We start from the raw sequence: 19,217 nt of genomic DNA, 5'->3' as shown, positions 1-19,217 counted from the left end.
GGCAACTATAATCTTATACCGTTTTCCCATGAATAATGAATTTTACACGTTCTCGACAGATACCCACAGAGGTAAAAATGTAATCTTGATTTCATTGAAATACAGTCAAAAAAATAAAGAGGCATTGCGTAAAAGGTTTCCATCCGTTAGGTGGAGCCAGACTAAAAAATCATGGTATTTACCTGACCTTCCGGTAGTACGCCAACAATTGGGTATGGAACCTAAATCCATGATTCAAGGGAAAATGATGTCGCTTTCCGCTACCAATCAAAAAGCATATGCCCAAATGTATGACCAGTTGCAACTAAAAGGCTATAGTGACAATACCAAGAGAATTTACATGGCAGAATTCTATCACCTTTTAAAGCTTTTGAAGTCATACCCTGTAGATCGTTTGGATTCCGCTAGGCTTAAGGACTATTTTTTGCATTGTGTAAAGAAAGAGGGTATGGGTGAGAGAAAGCTTAACGGTAAAATCAATGCGGTAAAATTTTACTTTGAGCAGGTATTGCATAGGCCAAAGATGTTCTTTGACATTCCCAGGCCAAAAAAACCATTGGTCTTGCCTAAGTTGCTCAGCAAAGAACAAGTGGCCAAGGTGTTTAATGCTACGGATAATTTAAAGCACCTAGTAGCACTTAAATTGTGTTATGGCGCAGGATTACGGGTTTCAGAAGTGGTCAATATTAAACTTAATGATGTGGATAGCGCTAGAATGGTAATTCATGTAGTAGGTGCCAAGGGTAAAAAAGACCGGTATGTACCCTTACCGGAAAAATTGTTGCCATTACTAAGGGAATATTTTAAGAAATATAGGCCAAAGAAATATTTGTTTGAAGGAAAATATGGTGGCGCTTACTCCAAAAGTTCTGTTCAGCAGGTGTTCAAAAAAGCAATGAAAATTGCAGGTATCAGGAAAAAAATAGGAATTCACGGGCTGCGCCATAGCTATGCCACCCATTTATTGGAATCCGGTGCGGATATGCGTTTCATTCAGGAACTATTGGGGCATAACTCCATTACCACCACCCAGGTGTATACGAAGGTTACGCCACAACGGTTGTCCATGGTAAAAAGCCCGTTGGATAGTATGTAGAACCATGCGGTGCAAACGCCGTACTGGGCGTTCAGATATTATGCTCTTGAGGTCAATGATTTGAAGAAAACAAAGCCAAACCCAAGGAACAACATAAAATGAAAAGGGAACAGTCCAAAATCGTTTAAAGGTATGGCGCTGTACATGCCAAACATAAAATAGACCATAAGGGCAAATTCCAAAATCATATTGGGAGATAATTTTTTGGCAAGGTATTTATTGCCCTTCCAACTTTGTTTCAACGTGCTGATGTTGAATTTTGGGGTACGAACAAATTCGCTCCTTTTTCCCATATGGCCTTCCAATACCGCAATGGTATTGTGCAGTGAAAAACCTAGTGCTACGGAAAAGAACGTAAAGAAAATTCGTATATAGTCCACAAAATTGTCAAAACCGCTGCCCTGTATGCTTTTGTAGGTAAACCAATAGCAAACGAATAGGATAATGGTACTTACGGTAAACAGGCTCAATAGGGAAAATACCCAGTCTAAATGGCCATAAGTGTTCTTAATGTATAAGGACGGAATGCTCAATAGGGCAACCAAGAACACACATAGGAACATAGAACTGTTCAGTAAATGCATAACTCCGTGAAACTTGGTCTTAAAAGGAATGTTTTTGGCGCTGATAACGCTCCAAACGGTTTTTCTGAAATTTTCGGCGCCGCCCTTGTTCCATCTAAACTGTTGCGAACGTGCTGCACTTATGACCACCGGAAGTTCTGCAGGAGTTTCCACATCTTCCAGGTATTTAAACTTCCAGTTCTTTAATTGGGCACGGTAGCTTAGATCCAAATCTTCGGTCAAGGTGTCGCCCTCCCAGTTACCGGCATCTATAATACATTCCTTGCGCCATATACCAGCGGTACCGTTAAAGTTGATAAAATGTCCTTTACTGTTACGACCAACCTGTTCTAACGTAAAATGGGCATCTAGGGCAAAGGCCTGTATTTTGGTAAGGGTAGAGTAATCACGGTTCAAATGTCCCCAACGGGTCTGTACCACCCCAATTTCCTCATCTTTAAAATAGATGACGGTTTTCTTCAACCAATCCGGCGCAGGTAAAAAGTCCGCATCAAAAATGGCAATGAACTCTCCCTTGGCTATTTTAAGGCCTTCCTTGAGGGCACCTGCCTTAAAACCAGATCTGTCCGTTCTGCGTATATGTTGAATATCCAGTCCGGTTTCCTGTAGTTTGGCAATACTTGCTGCAGTACTGATGACGGTATCATCGGTAGAATCGTCCAACACTTGTATTTCCAGCTTGCTCTTTGGGTATTCTATCTTCGCGATATTTTCCAAAAGACGGTCCATTACATATTCCTCGTTGAAAACGGGTAGTTGTATGGTAACGAACGGAATTTCCTTTGGGTCCAGTAAATTAAACTTTGGAGCTGTTTGATGCTGTCTCTTTTGGGATAGGTAATTAAATAAAAGGTTAAGCTGCGCCAGGCTATAGAAAAATATCAATAGCAATGAAATACTATAAACGATTATGATAAGGTACGCTAGTGCTAATGCCATATTATTTAATACTGTATTTGAAGATCCACCCCAATATTTTTATGCCAGCAAATATACTACCTTTTACGGTTCCTGAAACTTTTGAGATACCAATTCTTCGTTTGTAACGTACTGGTACTTCGGTATATGTCATTTTTTTCTTCAAAATTTTCAATTGCATTTCCACGGTCCATCCATAGGTTTTGTCCTCCATGTGCAATTCTTTGAGTTTTTCGTATTTAATGGCCCTAAAAGGACCTAAATCCGTAAACTTTGCGCCAAAAAACAAGCGCATTAAAAATGTGGCCAACCAGTTGCCAAAAACCTGTTGCGGGGTCATGGAACCTTCTTCGCGCAGGCTTTTTTTTCGCGCGCCCACAACAAAATCTATGTCCTTTTGTAAAATTGGGGCCACTAGCTTGTCCAGTTCCTCCGGATAATCGGAATAGTCTCCGTCTATGAATACAATGATTTCAGGCGAACGGTCAAGTGCGGCCACATAGTCCAGACCCTTTAAACAGGCATAGCCATAGCCTTTTCTAGGTTCTGTCAACACGGTGGCCCCGGCGGCCTTGGCATTTTTAACCGTATGGTCAGATGAATTGTTGTTCACCACAATAACCTCGGATACGGTCTTGGGGAGCTCCCTTATAACATGGGCTATGGAATCTGCTTCGTTAAAAGCCGGTATGATAACTTTTATGTCTGGCATTATTCTATATTGGATAAACTGTTGGTGTCGGTAAAGGCATCAAAACTTTGCCATTCCCTAATTTTGTTGCCCATATTGTATTGTTCCGCGGATATCATTTTGGCATCTTCATACTTAAGGCAGTAGCCATTTTTTAACCCTTGCGAAAGTTGGCACTTATGGGCTACCCTCCCTTTTTTATCATAGTACAGCCACCATCCTTCCTGTTGGTCGTTGTGGTAACGGCCTTCCTTGCTTCTAACACGGTGCTCGTCATAATAGTACCAATACTGTTCCTTTTTACCGTACGCATAAAATCCTTTCATGGAGATTTTTCCGTTGGGATGGTAAAATATCCAATAATCGGTCTTTACATTATATCGTTTCCAGCCTTCACTGGCCAAAGTGCCATCCTCATAATAGGTGCGTTCATAACGCTTGTCCTCTCCTTTGGTAAAGGCAATGGTTAGCAAGCTGCAAACCGCAAGAAGTATAACAATGGGCATATATGTTTTCAAGTGCATAACCATGTGCTTTTTCCTTTTGGACATAATGCCAAAGATCGGTTAAAAAATATTGACAGTACAAGCAAACCGTTAAAACAGATAGGGCTATAGGGGCGCATTATTGGTTTTTTGGTTTTAAGGTATACGTATGTGCCCCGTGCTTTAAATCAATAACGGTGCCTTGCCAAATAAGGTTGCCGGTTATGTTTTTTGGCAAGGTTATTTGTGCTGTGAGTTGGCTGTCTTTTTTGCTCAAACTAAATGCAATGGCCCCTTTTGGCGTTGGTAAAAGTCCGTCTATAGTGTTAAGTATCCCAAAAACAGGGGCAATACGCACTTCTTCAAAATTATTTTTTACGGATTTAATACCCGCCAAATAATTGAAATAAAAGTATGCCGGAGACGCACTCCAGGGGTGTACCTCTGACCGCGTAGGTTTTTCGGCACTTTCAAAACGTTCCAAGGTTGTGGTCATATGATCGTAGACCATTTGTTCCCAAGGACGTTGTGCAAGGTGAAACAGTTCTGGTGCATTAATCTTTTCAATGGCTTTGAACAGGTAAAACCGGTAGTAATAGGTAGCCTGTAATAGGTCTTTGTCGTTCAGGATTCGTACAAGTAATGCTTGCTGTTTATCTGGGGCAATGGCATCGGTAAGGATGGCCATGATATTGGTGTGTTGGTCATAAACGGTTTTGTCCGGCCGTTCCGCAAAAAGCTTTCTTTCCGTATCGTAGCACAGGTCGTAAACCGCTTTTTTAATGGTAGTGGCTCTTTGGGTATAGGTTGTAGCGGTTTGGGTATCCCCAATTTTGCTGAACAATTGTGCTGCAAGCTGTAGGGCATGAACATAGTGCAAGCTTACCACGGCAGAATTTTCCCCGTCATTGTTCGTGGCCGTACCACTGCCATTGTTGGGCCCCGTATACCAGTCTATAAAATAGCGGTAAGGAGTCTTTTTTACCAGGTGCTTTGGGTTCATGTTCCTTTCAAAACCGGCAAGGGTGTGGACAATACCGTCTTTATAGGTGTGTATAAAATTCTTGTCACCGGTTGTTTTGTAATGATCCGCGATCATACTTATCCAGACCAAGGAATAGGTGGGGTAGATAAAGGTGGACCGTAGGGGGTAGGCCCCCAGAATATTTCCGTCCGCATCCCTAGAATGATGAAATTGCCTAATGGCGTTCCTGGTATGGTCCGCATTACCGCTCATGGCCTCCCAGATTAGGGCGTGTATTTTGGTATCGCCTACGTATTGCATGGTTTCATAGTAGGCATCGCTCAAAAAATAATCTTGTGTGCAGATATCCACGGTACGTTTACAGATCTCAAAAATTTCGTTGTAAAGTTCATTGTCAGATATAAATTGCGCGTAGGATGGCAGTGTAGTTCGCGATCTGTGGTTAATGAAGCTGTTCAGGGTAAGGGCTTCTTCCTTGGTGGTAATTTCAAGTTCAATGAACCTGTAGGTACGCATCCAATTGGGAATGAATTTTTGTTGTTCTTTTCCGTTGGATGTGATAAGGTCGTAGTAGCCTAAAAGTGTTTTGCCCTCAATATCGTTGCGGTCTCCTTTTTCCTGGTTTGGGCCAAAAAGGTTTTCGGCATAGTTAATACGGATAGATGCCCGCCTGCCTTTACTGAACACCAACTCTGGAAAACCGTTGGTAACATATTTCTGGTCTATTAATAGGGTAGATGTTGAATGTGGTTCAATGGTCAACGTACCACTTACGGGAAAATTGGTGGTACCAATTTCTGTTGATCTAACAATAGAGCCCATGGCCTCGGTATCCCAGGACAATAAGGGCAGATTTCTGGGCTCCAACAGATAGGCGATGGAGCCGCCCATGCTACTGGCATTTTCAAAAAATTCCGTGCGTTGCCATTCGGCATCGTCATATCCGGGCATTTCCCACCCTGTAGGATAGGCATTAAAATCGACTATATCGGTGGGGTTATTAGCATAGAATCCGCCAACTATGGCCTTTTCGCCTGTGCCCCTCCATACCACTTCGTTGGCGGTATAACTATTATCCAATAAGCAGCGCCATGAATCTCCCGCCCCAGTGGTGTTAAGCGATTTTGCATTTTCCGTAACGCCGTTCACCATAACGCTCGTAAAGATAGATTGCATACCTAAAAAGCGTCTTTTGCCAAAGTTCACCACTTTAAGGGCCAGTACATTGCTGCCGTTCCGTATAAAGTCCTTTAGGTTTAGGGTTTCATATTTATAATGTTGAATATCGCTCAATTGTGGTCCATGGGTAATGAACCTACCGTTAACATATAAAAAGTAATGATTGTCCGCACTTATGTTGATGATCAGGTCTTGGGTACTGTCCTTTACTATAAATGTGTTTCTGAACATAACGGCCCGGTCCTCACCACCCGCTATGTCCGGATGGCTCACCCAACTGGCAGTGAACGTTTCAGGCCCGTAGCGCACCACCGGGTAATTGAGTTCCTCTTGTGCCAAACCCGCCATGGGGAGGAGCAGTAAACAGCTTAGGATGATTACATGAATGCTAGGGGTCCTTAAGGCAAATGAATGGTTCCGCACAATTAATATCTGGTTATTTAGTGAATTAGGCTTTAGGTTATTTTTTGTTTACCAATTCCATCAGGTCAACATCATTGCCCAGCAGTACTTCGGTGGGGTTAATGCGCCCTTCTTCTGGCCCGTTTTCCAATTTTAGTACGCCACGTGGGCAGACCGCGGAGCAAATACCACAGCCCACACAACTGGACCGCACTATGTTCTCACCTTTTTGGGCATAGGCCCGCACATCAATACCTTGCTCACAGTAAGTGGAACAGTTGCCGCATGAAATGCACTGTCCGCCATTGGTGGTAATTCTAAAGCGAGATTTAAAACGTTGTACAAAACCAAGATAGGCAGCCAGAGGGCAACCAAAACGGCACCACACCCTATTTCCAAAAATGGGGTAGAACCCCGTACCTATGACACCGGCAAAAATAGAACCTATGGCCAAACTGTAAACATTTTGTACGCTTTGGGTCTTAATACCCAGTACTGTGCCCGTTTCGCTAAAAAAACTGTACAGCGTCATACCGGTCATTACCAATGCAAAAAGTAAAACCCCATGGATCAACCATCGTTCTACCTTCCAGGCAAACAAAGACTTATCGGAGTGTTGCCTATAAGGGTCCCCAAGGGTTTCGGCCAAACCGCCACACCCGCAAACCCAGGAACAATACCATCTTTTTCCAAAAAAATAGACCATTACGGGCACAATGACCAAAGTGAGGATAATGCCCCAGAAAAGGATAAAAATACCAATGCCGCCACTGTTCAATAACGATTTCAGGTTCCACTGGAAAAAGAAATCATAATCCAACGGAAAAGCATTTTTAAAATCATAGTAGGGCATTTGCAGGCGCACCATAATTTCAGGAATCAAAAAGGCAAAGACAATTTGGAAGAACAGCACAGAGGTGGTGCGCACTGTTTGGTATACGTTATGCCGGTATTTAATATACATGCGCACGGCCATAACGGTCATGACAACGCAATACATAAACCCATATACAAACCAATGTCCGGCAGGGTTTCCACTTAAAGATTCACTGATGGGGTCTACCAAATACGTCCAATTGGTGGCATACTCAGGTCTAAAATAAAGGACAAGATAGAAAGAGACCAAAAACAGGAATACCAGCCATGCGATCCAGCCCCTATTGGTAGAACTTTGATGATAGATACCATCGTTCTTAATGCCTTTGGGACCTAACAGGACCACTTGGGGAACAATAAAAAGCAATGCGCCTATAATACCCAGTCCAAAGGTTAAAAACCACATTAGACCTTTATTCCCGGCAATAAATCCCGAACCTGATTTTTTGGCGATGGTAGCCGCCAGGTCCCTGCCCTTTACGTAAACAATTTTCTTATACTCCTTATTTTTTCTATGTGTGGCATTTGCGTTTTCCAAGGAGGTAACCACAATGCCGGATAGGTGGTGTACCCCATTAAACTCATTGCCGGCCACTTGCGTCTGTAAATCATTGATAAGCAAATCGCTTTTTATGGAACTATCGGCAATTACTTGGTCCAAAATGGTTTGGTCCACCTTGAACGTACCTACGAACGGTAGTACGGTAAAAATACCTAGGCCTATTAAAAATAAAGTGATTCCTATATGTTGTAGTGTTTTCATTCTTTATTGATTAAGCCTTGCTAAAAATATGTTTCCAACTCTTTTTCTTGGGGTCAATGTTTTTTTGGTGTTCCGCATTGTATTTCGCAACAATGGCATCTTCATATTGGGTATAGAACTCTGGGTCAAAATTAGCATCTTTCAAATAGGTCAAGACATGGTCAACCTCCTTGTTTTGGTTTAGCCATCTGTCAAAAATTTCGTGCCTCATACGAATACCAAACGTATTAATCCCTAAAAACCTATTGGTTTCCTTATGGTAGGCAATGGTAATGCAGATATTTTCCTTGGGATGTCTCCAATGAAAATGCTGCTCATGGTCCTCTTTGTTCCGCTCACTGAACACCCATCCATAGGTTTGATATTCAATATCCAAGAATTTTGCGGAATTGAACCAATGTCCGGGGTTGTACGCTCGACGCTTTCCGCAAAGGGTTTGGGCAAGGGTTTCCCCCATCATTCTACCGGTGTACCACACAGCCTCTACAGGTCTTCTTTGGTCAATGGCCTCATGCTGTTCTGCACAATCGCCAATGGCATAAACATCTGGCACACTGGTCTCCAAAAAACGATTGACTTTAACGCCTTTGCCCAATGTTATACCGCTACCTTTCAGGAAATCTATATTGGGGGTGACCCCGGCGGTGAGTCCAACAACGTTACATGTTATGGTTTCTCCTTTGTCTGTAGTCACTGCCTTGACCCTTCCTTGTTCATCTGGGATAATCTCCTTTAAATTAGTGTCTAGCCGTAAATCAATATGGTGTGCTAAAATATGTTGGTTGATCATTGCAGATTCCCCTTTTGGCAATACCCCGTTCCAGAAGCTTTTTTCGCGGACCAAAAAGGTAACGGGAATTTTTCGGGAACGTAACATTTCTGCCATTTCTATTCCTATTAGTCCGCCGCCGACAATTACCGCCCGTTGGCATACCGTATTATTGGGGGCGTTTTTTTCAAGTGTTTCCAAATCTTGTTTGGAATAGAGGCCTTGTACCCCCGGTAAATCTTGTCCCGGCCATCCAAATCTGTTTGGTTTTGAACCCGTGGCGATCACCAGTTTGTCATAGGATAGGGTAGTGTTATTGGCCAAGTGAATTATTTTGGATGCCGGATCTACTTTTTCCACATAGCCCTTCACCAGTTCAATACGGTTCTTCTTCCAAAACCAATCTTCATAAGGTTGGGTATGCTTAAATTTCATATGGCCCATATATACATACATTAATGCGGTACGGGAAAAAAAATAGTCGGACTCTGCAGAAATGATGGTAATTTTTTTATCGGAAAGCTTACGTACATGCCTGGCCAAGGTAACACCAGATATTCCATTTCCAATAATGATGATATGCTCCATATGGCAGTAAATTTAAAAGTTAGTCGCAAGAAAAGTCAGATGCTTTACAGGCGTATATTGAAACCGGGTTATTTAGAATTAATCTAAGGCTACCGGTGCAATTAAAACCAAGGTAACATTAATTGCGTAGATAGGTAAACGCACCCTTGCAAGAATAGTAATGTGTTGGTTTCTATGTTAAGTTGCGACAAAAGGGTTACAGCGAATATTTAATTGGTATGAAATACTCTTGGGTAATTTTGGTTTTTTTCTTTGGGATAAATGGTGGAAAGGCCCAGAATACCGAGTTTTTTAGTGCTGCGGATACATTTTTGAAAACCCATGTAGAGAACGGAAGGGTAGATTATGCCTCCATTGTCAAACAACCTTTGGCATTGAATAGCGTGCTGAAATTGGCGGAAAAAGCGGCCATTGATCTTCAAGATCCTAATGTGTATCAGGCCTTTTGGATAAACACCTATAATCTGTTGGTAATTAAGGGTGTTGTGGATAATTATCCCCTACGGTCCCCTTTGGACGTGGACGGTTTTTTTGATAAGCTGAGGTATAATGTGGGGGGGAGGTATATAACGTTGAACGCCATAGAAAATGAGTTACTTAGAGCAAGGTTTCCAAATGAACCCCGTTTTCATTTTGTATTGGTCTGTGCGGGCCTAGGGTGTCCGCCAATTATTGGGGAGGCCTACATGCCAAACAGGTTGAACCAACAGCTTCATCAACAAACAGCCAAAGCATTGAACGACCCTATGTTCATTAGGAATAAGGGTGATAAGGTCTTTGTTTCTCAATTGTTTGATTGGTATAAGGTAGATTTTGATAGGGCCGGTGGTATATTAGCATTTATCAATAGGTATAGAACTACTAAGTTTTCCAAGGATATTCTTTTGGATTACTATCCGTATGATTGGCGCTTAAATGTGAAATAGCTACATACGCAATACATTACTTGTTACCGTTTACCTTTAGTTCATTTCTTAACAAATTGTTGGGTATATCTGCTATTGGGAACATGCCGTAAATAGTATAATTTTGAACCTAAGATTGGGGAAATGAAAAAATTGGCACTTCTATTTCTGTGCAGTATGCAACTAGCATGCATTGGACAGGGCAACGGAAAAATAAATGGGGTAAGTTTTGTGGCCTCCAGGCAAGCCGTGGTGCAGGGTCAAGTAGATGAAATCTTAAATATCTATGCCAACAGCGCCGCCGTAATGCCTTTTGGTTTTATAAGGGAGGTAAATAATCCACAGATCACGTTTAATACAGATCGTCAGTGGTTTGGTGAAACTAAGAAGGGTGCAGCGCAATACATTCATATGTTGCATGAAAATGGGGTGTCTGTTATGATGAAGCCGCAAATATGGATATCCAAGGGAATATTCACGGGAAAGCTGAAGATGGACAATGAGCAACACTGGCAACAGTTAGAGGAATCATATCGTCATTTTATGATGACCTATGCCCGTTTAGCGGCAGAGCGTAAGGTAGATATCTTGTGTATTGGTACGGAATTGGAACAATTTGTACAGGCGCGGCCAGAATTTTGGAACATGCTTATTGCTGAAATTAGGGAAATTTATAAAGGTAAGCTTACCTATGCGGCAAATTGGGATGAATTTGAGCGTGTACCTTTTTGGGAACAGTTAGATTATATTGGGGTAGATGCCTATTTTCCGTTATCGGAAGCAAAAACACCTACGGTTAATGAGCTTATAGCTGGTTGGCAGCCTTGGAAAAGTAAAATGGCCACGCTAAGTACTGAAAAGCAAAAGCCTATACTGTTTACGGAATATGGGTATAGAAGTATGGACTATACCGCAAAAAAGCCGTGGTTGGTAGACCATACGGAAGAAAAACCGAATATGGTATCACAAGTAAACTGTAAGAAGGCCATATATGCCGAATTTTGGAACGAAAAATGGTTTGCGGGCGGTTATGTATGGAAATGGTTCACCGACCATAAAAATGCAGGTGGTGAGAATGATAACAGGTTTACCCCACAAAACAAACCCTCGTTAAAAGTAGTAAGTGAAAATTATAGAAAGTATAGTGAGTATTAGTAAGGTAGATCATGAACGGGTAGAACATGTATGGCATAACCTTGGTTTTCCATATGTTATGGTAAAATATATGGTTGTATGCATATGTGCGGTGCAATTTGTTGTGGCGCAGGATTCATTGAATACCGTAACGGCAGAACCTGGTGACGGCATTCTTTCGCTGTTGCGCAAACAGGGAGTTGACCCGTACGAGGTTATGGATGAATTTATCTATATAAATAGTGAGCGCTTAAAGGATAGCGTACATTTGGTAGCAGGGCGAACGTATGTTATGCCCAGAACGGTTTTGGATACCGTAGCCATTGTAGACTCTATACAGAAACAGTCCACGGATATAAAAAAACTGGAAAGTTCTAAATATGACCTGTTTGGGGAGAAACATAAAAATGTAATAGCAAAAAGCAAACGGTTAAAAGGAACTATCTACTATTTGGTATCCGGTCATGGGGGCCCCGATCCCGGGGCAATGGGGACCTATGCGGGGAAAGCTATTGCCGAGGATGAATATGCCTATGATATTACCCTACGCTTGGCAAGGGAATTAATGGCGCACGGGGCAACGGTCTATATTATTATACAGGATGGAAATGATGGTATACGTGATGATCGCATATTGGAGATTGATCATGATGAGGTAGCCTATCCGGATAAGGAAATACCTTTAAACCAAGTGGCGCGGTTAAAGCAACGGGTACAGATCGTGAACGATTTATATAAGGATAACAAGGGTAAATACCAGCGTTTAATCGTTACCCATGTAGATAGTAGAAGTGAAGGTCAGAATATAGATGTATTCTTTTATCACCACGAAAAAAGTAAAAATGGCAAAAAATTGGCGGAAAGTATCCATAAAACTTTTGAGGCCAAGTATAAGAAATTTCAGCCCAATAGAACCTACGCAGGTACTTTTGAGGACAGGACTTCGTTGTACTTGGTAAAAAAAACACACCCCGCCATGACCTTTATTGAAATTGGAAATATTAGAAATGCCAAGGATCAGGTGCGCATTTTAGATCCGGATAATCGCCAAGCTTTGGCAAAATGGATCAGTGAAGGCATATTATTGGACTACGAGGATAAATAAATCGTTTATACCGCAATATATTTTTGATAATATGCATACAGTTCATTGGGTCGTGCTCCTAAATAGTATTTAAGGTGTATGACACCAAAATGCCATTGTAGGCTTATCATTCCTTTTTCTTCATATCTGCGGGCAGAGGTCGTTACCGTAGAAGGTAGAATGGTAAAAGGTACACGCTTGTACAAACGTTGTATAAATTCATTGTCCTCATAGATTGTGTACTGTTCATTAAATCCTTTGCAGTCAAAAAAAAGATTTTTGTCCACGAACAATGATTGGTCGCCTCCGCGACAAATTTGATGGTTGATTTGGGTACACCAAGCAAAAAATTTTAAAAACCTGCTGTTGCTGTTAAAACGCATTTGAAAACAGCCTGCCATTTTACCTTCTTTAACCGCATTTGCAATGGAGCGGTCAAAATCTTTAGGGGGCAACGAGTCTACATGGAGAAAGTATAATATTGCGCCGCTTGCTTCTTTTGCACCAAGGTTCATTTGTGCCGCCCGTCCTTTTTTGCCATAGAGCAATTTGGCACCATGGGCCTTGGCTATTGAAGGGGTAGCATCTGTACTACCACCATCAACGACCAAAATTTCCTTGATGTGGTTAGCGCAGGCATTCTGTTTTATGCACAGGAGTACTTTGGCTATATAGTCCGCTTCGTTCAAAACGGGGATAATAATACTGATGTTGGGCTCAAAAGCACTCATGTGCATTAATTTCACTAAACTTGGTAGGAAAACAGGGTATGGCCTTACAGTTGTTTTATAAGTTCTTGAAAAAGTTTTACCATTTTGGGTTCAGTACGTTCCGCGATGGCGATAATTTCTCCAATATCCACAGGTTTAAGATTATCCGGGTCGCATTCATCGGTCAATACCGAAACGGCAACAATGGGTAGGGAAAGGTGGTTGGCTACAATAACCTCTGGCACGGTACTCATACCCACGGCATCTGCACCAATTAATTTGATCATTCTATATTCTGCCTTGGTTTCCAATTGTGGTCCAACCACAGAAGCATAGACTCCGGTCTTTAAAGAAATATCGTTTTCCTTGGCAATTGCCATAAGTTTGTTGCGCATGGATACATCGTAGGGTTCTGACATATCTACAAAACGTTCTCCAAATTCCCCAACATTTTTAAATGCCAAAGGAGAACCGCCCTGTAAATTTATATGGTCTTCTATTAACATCATGTCCCCTTTTTTGAAATTCAGGTTTACCGCACCTGCTGCATTGGAAATAAACAATTTGGTAATGCCCAGCATGTGCATGACGCGTATGGGGTAGGTTATATCCAAAAAGTCATATCCCTCATATAAATGAAAACGCCCCTGCATGACCACCACTTTTTTTCCGGATATGGTACCATATACCAACTTGCCCGTATGGAACTCTACGGTAGCCAACGGAAAAAATGGAATATGGTTGTAATGGGCATCTATGGGGTCCTCTATATGGTCCACCAATTTGCCAAGGCCGGTGCCAAGTACAATTCCTATTTCTGGCTTGTCAAAACCTTTGTTCTTTAAATAGGCTACAGATTCCAATAATTGTTCCTTTGTCATAATTTTATATGTTTTAAAAAAGGTTGAAAGGCTTCAATATCCTTTATATCCTCAAAATAATCTACATCGTTTCTTTCTTCCAATAAGCATACGCTATCGGCTTTTAAATCGGCAAGGGTTTGTTTCAATACCGTTTCCGTTCCCCAAGCCTTATTCTGGAACAGTTCAGGTTTATAAGTTTTCATTCCCAGCAGGTAATACCCTCCATCCTGTGCGGGACCTATCACAAAATCATTCTTCTCCAAAGCTTTAAACGCGCTTTCCAAGTCCTCTTGTGAAAGGTCGTACATATCGCTTCCAATAACAATTATTTTCTGGAAATCACTTTCAAATCCTTCCCTAAAAGCATTGGCCATGCGGTCTCCCAAATCATTGCCCTGTTGTAATCTTTTGCCATACTTGTCTGCATCCCAAATATCATTCTCCCATATTTCTTCTGAGTAATATACCCGCTTTTCTGCATAGAGGTTTTGTGTGATGCTTACCGTATGTTGTAAAAGAAATGTGTAAATGTCCAAAGCGGCCTGATCACCTACGGTAGCGGCCAATCGTCTTTTACCCTTGCCTAATTCTGGGTTTCTGGTAAAAATAAGTAATAGGTTCTTGGAGTTTGCCAAGGTAAAATCAATGATTTTTTCATCGCGCTCCACATTATTGTTCTGTAATATTCCCAACGTATTATTTTAAATTATACTAACCACTAACTAATATACCTTTATTCCCTTCTTTAATAATTTGCCCCAATGTTTGCTAAATGCATGTATGCTATCGGTTGGGGTGTCATTATTGTTATATACGATACGATCTTGATTTTTCCATTCAAAAATTCCGCCATATAGGTTCAGTACTCTGGTATATCCAAGTCGCTTTAAGCGTTCTCCAATATTTTCGGACCGTACGCCAATGGAGCAATAAACAATAATGGGTTGAGACTTGTTGGGTATAAGATTTAGAACCTTGGCTTCGTCAAAATTGGAATACCCTACCCATAGGGCATTTCTAAGATGGCTTACGTTAAACTCTTCTTTCTCCCTGGTATCTACATACACTATAGAATCTTTCATGGGTAAATTTTCAGGGTAGATATAAGGTATACTTTCTTTGTTCCAATTTTTTAGAACACGCTCCATATTTCCTTGTCCTACTATAACGTTTGAAACGGTAAAGAGGGAAACTAAACTAAATAATTGTGCATATTTGATTAACTTCATTGCAGTAAAGGTACTATTTTTAGCGCCCAAGATTTATAGTTTAAAAGACAGTATTATGGTTAAAGTTTTGCAAAAAGTAGGTTCAAAAATTGTATTGATGTCCATTGTGGCAACCGTATTTGGTTGTAAACAAGAGGTCAAGACCATAGAGGACCAAATGAAAATAGATACTCCCGAGTACTACACGGAATCCTACAGGCCGCAATTTCATTTTACGCCAGAAGAAAAATGGATGAACGACCCCAATGGGTTGGTCTACAATAATGGAAATTATCATTTATTCTATCAATATTACCCGGATAGTACCGTTTGGGGGCCTATGCACTGGGGCCATGCTATAAGTAAGGATTTAGTAAAATGGGAGCATAAACCTATAGCCCTTTATCCAGATAAACATGGGTTGATATTTTCGGGAAGTGCGGTAATGGATACTAAAAATACTTCCGGTTTCGGTACCGGGGAGAACCCGGCTATGGTGGCAATTTTCACCTACCATGATATGGAAGGGGAGCAAGCAGGTAAAATGGATTTTCAGACCCAAGGAATTGCCTACAGTTTGGACGATGGTAATACATGGACAAAATATGAGGGCAACCCGGTAATAGGAAATGATGGTATTAAGGATTTTAGGGACCCCAAAGTATTTTGGAACGAAAAAGAACAAAATTGGACCATGCTTTTGGTAGCGGGAGACCATTTGCAAATCTGGAGTTCGCCCAATTTAAAGGAGTGGGATAAAGTCAGTGAGTTCGGAAAGGATAAAGGAGCCCATGGCGGTGTATGGGAATGTCCTGATCTTTTTCCGTTGACCATAGAAGGTACAGATGAGGAAAAATGGGTCTTGTTGATCAGTATTAATCCCGGTGCACCTAACGGAGGTAGTGGAACGCAGTATTTTATCGGGGATTTTGACGGTACCACCTTTACCACCGATCAGACCGAAAATAAATGGATCGATCTTGGAAGGGACAATTACGCCGGTGTCACCTATAACCATACCCCCAATAACGATCGTATTTTTATTGGATGGATGAGTAATTGGGACTATGCTAGGGATACCCCTACAGAAAAATGGCGTAGTGCCATGACCGTACCTAGAAAGTTAAGTTTACGTAAGATTGAAGATGAGGTGTTTCTTATAAATTATCCCATAGAAAAATTTAGTGAAATTACGGATAAGGCCTACACTGAAGGTGAAATGGAGCTAAAACAGGAACAGAAGAAAATAATTGCACTTAAATATGGTAATCAGTCGGAGATTAAATTTTCCGTGAAAAATCCAGTGCTTAAAATGTATTTGAGCAATGAGGTCGGTGATAGCCTAGCTATTGAAATAGATGCCAACAATGATTTGGTTACGATTGACAGGGACAAGTCCGGTAAAACGGATTTTAGCGAAAAATTTAAAGGCGGGGCGCAACGTATGGATATTTCTAAATTGCCCAAGGAAAATGTGGAAGTTAGAATTTTGTTGGATCATTCATCTATAGAGTTGTTTTTGAACAAAGGACAATACGTAATGACAAATCAAATTTTTCCCAATGAGTTTTATACTAGTCTAACCATAGAAAATACTGCTAATGAAGCAGTTCAAATCGTTAATTTTAAAGAGCGTAAGGTAGAACGTATTTGGGATTGATGCCTTTGGGCCGCTTTTCAAAAGTACTAATTATGGGTATTGTAGTTTGTTCAATTGGTTTTAAACAACAATACCCCAATAACCAAGAAAACCGCACTATCTACTGATAATGCGGTTTTTCTATGTGGTGCCTCCAGGAATCGAACCAGGGACACATGGATTTTCAGTCCATTGCTCTACCAACTGAGCTAAGGCACCATGTCGCTGTAAGCGGCTGCAAATATAATTTCAATTTTATGATAAACAAACTAAATCATAAAAAAAGAAGATTGTTTTTTTATTTTTTAATCTTTGTAGTATGAATTTGATAATAGATGCTGGCAATACAAGTGTAAAATTAGCCATATTTAATAAGTCGGAAATTGTTCATATAGAGACCGTTGCGCAAGAGGATTTTGTAGCGGCGGTCAAAAAATTGTTTCAGCAATTTCCAAAAGTGAACGCGGCAATAATTTCTAACGTTGGTTCCCTTTCTGAGGATAAAATAAAGGTTGTAGCCGTTTTTTGTGACCTTCATGAACTTTCTCATGCTTCAAAAGTGCCATTTAAGAACTCGTATGCAACACCTCAAAGTCTAGGTGTGGACCGTTTGGCGTTGGTCACTGCGGCATACTATCGTAAACCACATAGCAATACCTTAATTATTGACGCGGGTACATGTATTACCTATGATATGCTGAATGATTTTGATGAATATTTGGGAGGGGCCATTTCCCCAGGTATACAAATGCGCTATAAGGCAATGCATGAACAAACGGCCAAACTGCCGTTATTGGAAAAAACAGAACTATTGGATTATATAGGAAACTCAACTGAATACTGTATGCACAGTGGTGTATTGTATGGTGTAGAGCTTGAATTGAACGGAATAATTGAACTATATAATAGCCGTTTTAAAGATTTAACAGTTATTTTAACAGGGGGTGATACACTATTTTTGTCTAAACGAGTAAAAAATACCATATTTGCGGATTCTAAATTTCTCCTGAAAGGGCTTAATTATTTGCTAGAATACAACAAGCACTAAATGATCAGAAAAATTGTAATTGCAATAGTATACATGACCACCGTTGGTATGTACGCTCAAGATGGTACTGTATCTCCCTATTCTTTTTTTGGAATTGGTGATTTAAAGAATGCGGGCACGGTAGAAAATCAAATGATGGGGGGTATTGGTGTGTATGCGGACAGTATCCATCTTAATTTAAAGAATCCTGCGGCTTTGGGAGAATTAGGGCTTAAGGTAATGAACAAGACGGGTCTTGTAACCTATACCGCCGGTGTATCCAACAAACAATATCGATTAAAGACCAATCTGGGAGAGGAAAGTACCTCTATAACCAGCTTGGATTATTTGGCATTGGGTTTCAGTCTGGGCAAAGGTTTGGGTATGAGCTTTGGTATAATGCCGTTTACTTCCGTAGGCTATAATTTGATAGATGAACAGGACAATGTAAATGGTTCCCTGGTAAATGTCTATACTGGTGAGGGCGGTTTAAACCGTGTGTTTTACTCCGTAGGGTATGAAGTATTAAAAAATGTGAGTATTGGTGCTACTGTTAATTTTAATTTTGGTACGTTAGATAGTCAGCGCCTGCAGCAGATAGAGAGTATCCAATTTGGAACTTTTGATCGTAGAAGTTCTAAGGTAAATGGTTTTGATTTTAATTATGCCTTGAACTATACGCCGTTGATTAATGATAAATATAGGTTTCATTCTTCTGTACGGGTAAATACCCAAGGTAATCTGGTGTCTGAGAATACAAGGCAAATTGGTTCTTTTTCCGTGGCCACAGGTGGTAATATTGAAGAGATAGACGTAAATCTGGCCGCCCAGAACTTAAGGAATACAGAGCTAAAGGTTCCTACAACAACTACAATTGGTTTGGGCTTTGGACAAGATTTAAAATGGTTTGTTGGGGGTGAATATAGCTTTCAGGGTATGGGTTCTTTCGAAAATGATTTCCTTGGTGCCAATAGTGTTTCTTATGTAGATGCAAGTTCTTATGCCTTAGGACTGTTTATTACCCCTGACCATGATTCCTTTACAAGTTATTTAAAAAGAGTGACTTACCGTGCAGGTTTGCGTTTAGATAAAACCGGTATGGTCGTAAATGATGTTGATATAAATAACTTTGGCATAACTTTTGGATTAGGTCTACCACTTGGAAGAAGTTTCTCTAATCTTAATTTAGGATTTGAATTGGGAAGAAGGGGAACAACAAGGGCGAATTTAGTAGAAGAAAGCTATTTTAAACTTAATGTAGGGCTGTCATTGAACGATCGTTGGTTCCAGAAAAGAAAGATCAATTAATAA

General features: G+C 40.8%; 17 protein-coding genes and 1 tRNA gene. 7 read left to right on the top strand and 11 right to left on the bottom strand.

The window, feature by feature from the left end; all coding sequences use genetic code 11:
- Positions 1-28: 28 nt before the first annotated feature.
- Complete coding sequence (locus CHB68_RS09800) at positions 29-1,096, top strand: tyrosine-type recombinase/integrase (RefSeq protein WP_089260708.1); 1,068 nt, start codon at positions 29-31, stop codon at positions 1,094-1,096.
- Between the two features lie 38 nt (positions 1,097-1,134).
- Here CHB68_RS09800 and CHB68_RS09795 read toward each other — a convergent pair whose 3' ends face one another.
- From CHB68_RS09795 to CHB68_RS09770, 6 genes are all read right to left on the bottom strand, one after another.
- Positions 1,135-2,619, bottom strand: a complete 1,485-nt coding sequence (locus CHB68_RS09795; protein WP_089260707.1) for a cellulose synthase family protein — start codon at positions 2,617-2,619, stop codon at positions 1,135-1,137.
- A gap of 1 nt (position 2,620) precedes the next feature.
- Positions 2,621-3,310, bottom strand: a complete 690-nt coding sequence (locus CHB68_RS09790; RefSeq protein ID WP_089260706.1) for a glycosyltransferase family 2 protein — start codon at positions 3,308-3,310, stop codon at positions 2,621-2,623.
- Entirely contained in the window at positions 3,310-3,840 is a 531-nt protein-coding gene (locus CHB68_RS09785; RefSeq protein WP_089260705.1) for a toxin-antitoxin system YwqK family antitoxin, read from the bottom strand. Before CHB68_RS09785 ends, CHB68_RS09790 begins: the two co-directional genes overlap by 1 nt.
- A 73-nt stretch (positions 3,841-3,913) precedes the next feature.
- Positions 3,914-6,361, bottom strand: coding sequence for an alpha-L-rhamnosidase-related protein (locus CHB68_RS09780; protein WP_179213179.1), 2,448 nt, complete (start codon positions 6,359-6,361; stop codon positions 3,914-3,916).
- A 37-nt stretch (positions 6,362-6,398) separates the two neighbouring features.
- The gene (locus CHB68_RS09775) at positions 6,399-7,979 is read right to left on the bottom strand and encodes a 4Fe-4S binding protein (protein ID WP_089260703.1); all 1,581 of its coding nucleotides are present in this window, start codon (positions 7,977-7,979) and stop codon (positions 6,399-6,401) included.
- A 10-nt stretch (positions 7,980-7,989) separates the two neighbouring features.
- Positions 7,990-9,336: an NAD(P)/FAD-dependent oxidoreductase gene (locus CHB68_RS09770; protein ID WP_089260702.1), complete on the bottom strand. Its 1,347-nt coding sequence runs from the start codon at positions 9,334-9,336 to the stop codon at positions 7,990-7,992.
- Between the two features lie 218 nt (positions 9,337-9,554).
- Between CHB68_RS09770 and CHB68_RS09765 the strand changes: the two genes are divergently transcribed.
- From CHB68_RS09765 to CHB68_RS09755, 3 genes are all read left to right on the top strand, one after another.
- Positions 9,555-10,262, top strand: a complete 708-nt coding sequence (locus tag CHB68_RS09765; protein ID WP_089260701.1) for a DUF547 domain-containing protein — start codon at positions 9,555-9,557, stop codon at positions 10,260-10,262.
- 123 nt (positions 10,263-10,385) lie between these two features.
- The gene (locus tag CHB68_RS09760; RefSeq protein ID WP_089260700.1) at positions 10,386-11,396 is read left to right on the top strand and encodes a glycoside hydrolase family 113; all 1,011 of its coding nucleotides are present in this window, start codon (positions 10,386-10,388) and stop codon (positions 11,394-11,396) included.
- Complete coding sequence (locus CHB68_RS09755) at positions 11,365-12,480, top strand: N-acetylmuramoyl-L-alanine amidase family protein (RefSeq protein WP_317043819.1); 1,116 nt, start codon at positions 11,365-11,367, stop codon at positions 12,478-12,480. Before CHB68_RS09760 ends, CHB68_RS09755 begins: the two co-directional genes overlap by 32 nt.
- 5 nt (positions 12,481-12,485) lie before the next feature.
- Here CHB68_RS09755 and CHB68_RS09750 read toward each other — a convergent pair whose 3' ends face one another.
- Genes CHB68_RS09750 through CHB68_RS09735 form a run of 4 tightly spaced genes read right to left on the bottom strand, consistent with a single transcriptional unit; the run spans position 12,486 to position 15,261 of the window.
- Positions 12,486-13,190 (bottom strand): TIGR04283 family arsenosugar biosynthesis glycosyltransferase, encoded by a 705-nt coding sequence (locus CHB68_RS09750; RefSeq protein ID WP_089260699.1) that lies wholly within the window; start codon positions 13,188-13,190, stop codon positions 12,486-12,488.
- Between the two features lie 44 nt (positions 13,191-13,234).
- Positions 13,235-14,050 (bottom strand): purine-nucleoside phosphorylase, encoded by an 816-nt coding sequence (locus tag CHB68_RS09745; protein WP_089260698.1) that lies wholly within the window; start codon positions 14,048-14,050, stop codon positions 13,235-13,237.
- On the bottom strand, positions 14,047-14,724 hold the full coding sequence (locus CHB68_RS09740) for a TIGR04282 family arsenosugar biosynthesis glycosyltransferase (RefSeq protein WP_179213178.1): 678 nt from the start codon (positions 14,722-14,724) through the stop codon (positions 14,047-14,049). The genes CHB68_RS09745 and CHB68_RS09740 overlap by 4 nt, the downstream gene beginning before the upstream one ends.
- 30 nt (positions 14,725-14,754) lie before the next feature.
- The gene (locus tag CHB68_RS09735; RefSeq protein WP_089260697.1) at positions 14,755-15,261 is read right to left on the bottom strand and encodes a rhodanese-like domain-containing protein; all 507 of its coding nucleotides are present in this window, start codon (positions 15,259-15,261) and stop codon (positions 14,755-14,757) included.
- Positions 15,262-15,316: 55 nt separating this feature from the next.
- Between CHB68_RS09735 and CHB68_RS09730 the strand changes: the two genes are divergently transcribed.
- Positions 15,317-16,900 (top strand): glycoside hydrolase family 32 protein, encoded by a 1,584-nt coding sequence (locus CHB68_RS09730; RefSeq protein ID WP_245838905.1) that lies wholly within the window; start codon positions 15,317-15,319, stop codon positions 16,898-16,900.
- 125 nt (positions 16,901-17,025) lie between these two features.
- On the opposite strand, the gene CHB68_RS09725 is transcribed toward CHB68_RS09730, so the two are convergent.
- Positions 17,026-17,098, bottom strand: a tRNA-Phe gene (locus CHB68_RS09725).
- A 100-nt stretch (positions 17,099-17,198) separates the two neighbouring features.
- Here CHB68_RS09725 and CHB68_RS09720 point away from each other — a divergent pair.
- Together CHB68_RS09720 and CHB68_RS09715 are read left to right on the top strand one after the other, a co-directional pair.
- Positions 17,199-17,927, top strand: coding sequence for a type III pantothenate kinase (locus CHB68_RS09720; RefSeq protein ID WP_089260696.1), 729 nt, complete (start codon positions 17,199-17,201; stop codon positions 17,925-17,927).
- Positions 17,928-19,214: a hypothetical protein gene (locus CHB68_RS09715; RefSeq protein WP_089260695.1), complete on the top strand. Its 1,287-nt coding sequence runs from the start codon at positions 17,928-17,930 to the stop codon at positions 19,212-19,214.
- The last annotated feature ends 3 nt before the right edge of the window (positions 19,215-19,217 follow it).

Source organism: Maribacter sedimenticola (assembly GCF_900188415.1).
GTDB lineage: Bacteria > Bacteroidota > Bacteroidia > Flavobacteriales > Flavobacteriaceae > Maribacter > Maribacter sedimenticola.
The sequence above is the reverse complement of the archived record's forward strand: the minus strand, read 5'-3'. Positions and strand labels throughout refer to the sequence as shown.

Excerpts from the sequence above, each read along its gene's own strand:
- CHB68_RS09790 (WP_089260706.1), bottom strand. The coding sequence starts at position 3,310 with ATGCCAGACATAAAAGTTATCATACCGGCTTTTAACGAAGCAGATTCC.
- CHB68_RS09715 (WP_089260695.1), top strand. The coding sequence starts at position 17,928 with ATGATCAGAAAAATTGTAATTGCAATAGTATACATGACCACCGTTGGT.
- CHB68_RS09745 (WP_089260698.1), bottom strand. The coding sequence starts at position 14,050 with ATGACAAAGGAACAATTATTGGAATCTGTAGCCTATTTAAAGAACAAA.
- CHB68_RS09720 (WP_089260696.1), top strand. The coding sequence starts at position 17,199 with ATGAATTTGATAATAGATGCTGGCAATACAAGTGTAAAATTAGCCATA.
- CHB68_RS09765 (WP_089260701.1), top strand. The coding sequence starts at position 9,555 with ATGAAATACTCTTGGGTAATTTTGGTTTTTTTCTTTGGGATAAATGGT.
- CHB68_RS09775 (WP_089260703.1), bottom strand. The coding sequence starts at position 7,979 with ATGAAAACACTACAACATATAGGAATCACTTTATTTTTAATAGGCCTA.
- CHB68_RS09735 (WP_089260697.1), bottom strand. The coding sequence starts at position 15,261 with ATGAAGTTAATCAAATATGCACAATTATTTAGTTTAGTTTCCCTCTTT.
- CHB68_RS09800 (WP_089260708.1), top strand. The coding sequence starts at position 29 with ATGAATAATGAATTTTACACGTTCTCGACAGATACCCACAGAGGTAAA.
- CHB68_RS09730 (WP_245838905.1), top strand. The coding sequence starts at position 15,317 with ATGGTTAAAGTTTTGCAAAAAGTAGGTTCAAAAATTGTATTGATGTCC.
- CHB68_RS09760 (WP_089260700.1), top strand. The coding sequence starts at position 10,386 with ATGAAAAAATTGGCACTTCTATTTCTGTGCAGTATGCAACTAGCATGC.
- CHB68_RS09770 (WP_089260702.1), bottom strand. The coding sequence starts at position 9,336 with ATGGAGCATATCATCATTATTGGAAATGGAATATCTGGTGTTACCTTG.
- CHB68_RS09750 (WP_089260699.1), bottom strand. The coding sequence starts at position 13,190 with ATGAGTGCTTTTGAGCCCAACATCAGTATTATTATCCCCGTTTTGAAC.
- CHB68_RS09785 (WP_089260705.1), bottom strand. The coding sequence starts at position 3,840 with ATGTCCAAAAGGAAAAAGCACATGGTTATGCACTTGAAAACATATATG.
- CHB68_RS09795 (WP_089260707.1), bottom strand. The coding sequence starts at position 2,619 with ATGGCATTAGCACTAGCGTACCTTATCATAATCGTTTATAGTATTTCA.